Raw genomic sequence first — 1,691 nt, forward strand, 5'->3', positions numbered from 1 at the left:
TTCTTGAACGGCGCCATGCCTTCGCGCGCGAGTTCGTCGGCGCGCTCGTTCTCGACATGGCCGTCATGGCCCTTGACCCAGTTCCAGGTGACCTTGTGGCGCTTGTTGGCCTCGTCGAGCGCCTGCCAGAGTTCACCGTTCTTGACAGGCTTCTTGTCGGCGGTCTTCCAGCCGTTCTTCTTCCAGCCGTGGATCCACTTGGAAATGCCGTCCATGACGTATTTGCTGTCGGTGTGAAGCTCGACCGTGCACGGTTCCTTCAGCGCGTTCAGCGCCGAGATAGCGGCCAACAGTTCCATCCGGTTGTTGGTCGTCTCGGCCTCACCGCCGGAAAGCTCCTTGGTGGTGCCGTTGAAGCGCAGGATCGCGCCCCAGCCGCCAGGGCCGGGATTGCCCGAACAAGCGCCGTCGGTGAAGATCTCAACCTGTTTGCTCATGATATCAGGCCAATCCATATTCCGAAGGAGATTTGATCGCCCGGTGGAACCGCATCCTTCTGATGTATTCGGTCGGATCGCGTTTCATCACCAGCCCGCCATCGGGGACGGTCAGCCAGTCGTATAGCCGGGTCAGCATGAAGCGCAACGCCGAACCGCGCGCCAGCATCGGCAGCGCAGCCTTTTCCTGGTCGCTCAGGGGCCGGACGCTCTTGTAGCCGGCGAGCAGCGCCTTGCCCTTGGTCAGGTTGAAGGAAAAATCCTTCTCGAAGCACCAGGCGTTGAGGCAGGTGGCGACATCGTAGGCATAGAGGTCGTCGCAGGCGAAATAGAAGTCGATCAGGCCGGAGAGCTTTTCGCCGAGGAAGAAAACGTTGTCCGGGAAAAGATCGGCATGAATGATGCCTTGCGGCAGGTCTTTGGGCCAGTTGCGCTCAAAATCGGCAAAGTCGGCATCAACCTCGGCCGCCAGGCCCGGCTCGACCTCGTCGGCCCGGTCGCGCGCTGCGTCCCAGAGCTTGCGCCAGCCGTCGATGGCCAGGGCATTCGGACGTGTCATCGAAAAATCGGCGCCGGCCAGATGCAATTGCGCCAACGCCTTGCCGACCTCGGCACAATGCGTGGCTGTGGGCCGCCGCAACGAAAGCCCTTCCAGGAAGGTGATGATGACCGCCGGCCGGCCGGCGAGCGTGCCGATGACGCTGCCGTCATGGGCGGTCACCGGCAGCGGGCAGGACACGCCCTTGTAGGCGAGATGGCCCATCAGCCCAAGGAAAAACGGCAGATCCGCCTTCTCGACGCGCTTCTCATAGAGCGTCAGGATGTAGGAGCCGCTCGAGGTGTGCAGCAGGAAGTTCGAGTTCTCGGTGCCTTCGGCGATGCCCTTGTAGGACAGGAGATCGCCGACCGGATAGTGCTTCAGGAATGCGCCGAGTTCGCCTTCCGCGACGTCAGTGTAGACCGCCATGTGCCTTACGCGGCTCCATTGACGAAGGCCATGTCGGCCCGCGTCAGTTCGACATCGCGCAGTACCCGCATGACCGGAAAATCCTCCGTTTCCGTGGCCGTGATGGCCAGATCGATCGTGACATCGAAGCGCTGCCGGAACGCGTCGATGATCTCGTCGACGATGATTTCGGGCGCCGACGCGCCGGCCGACAGGCCGAGCGTCGAAATGTTGCCGATGTCATTCCACGGAATCTCGGCGGCGCGCTGCACGAGAAGCGACATGGTGGCGCCTGCACGCTCCGCCAC

At 62.3% G+C, this 1,691-nt stretch carries 2 protein-coding genes and 1 pseudogene; all 3 read right to left on the minus strand.

The annotated features are described in order from the left end of the window. Positions 1 to 437 (minus strand): ribonuclease HI (gene rnhA, locus EN884_RS35040; RefSeq protein WP_128361089.1); only part of this gene is annotated, 437 nt, incomplete at its 3' end. 4 nt (positions 438 to 441) lie between these two features. Beyond that, positions 442 to 1,404, minus strand: coding sequence for a homoserine kinase (locus EN884_RS35045; RefSeq protein ID WP_063167684.1), 963 nt, complete (start codon positions 1,402 to 1,404; stop codon positions 442 to 444). 5 nt (positions 1,405 to 1,409) lie between these two features. Then, positions 1,410 to 1,691, minus strand: a pseudogene (locus tag EN884_RS35050) (4-hydroxy-3-methylbut-2-enyl diphosphate reductase); the annotation flags it as partial.

Source organism: Mesorhizobium sp. M7A.F.Ca.AU.001.01.1.1, assembly GCF_004022735.1.
GTDB classification, from domain to species: domain Bacteria; phylum Pseudomonadota; class Alphaproteobacteria; order Rhizobiales; family Rhizobiaceae; genus Mesorhizobium; species Mesorhizobium ciceri.

What these genes read in the sequence shown, in the direction of transcription:
- EN884_RS35045 (WP_063167684.1), bottom strand. Translation starts at nt 1,404, where the DNA reads ATGGCGGTCTACACTGACGTCGCGGAAGGCGAACTCGGCGCATTCCTG.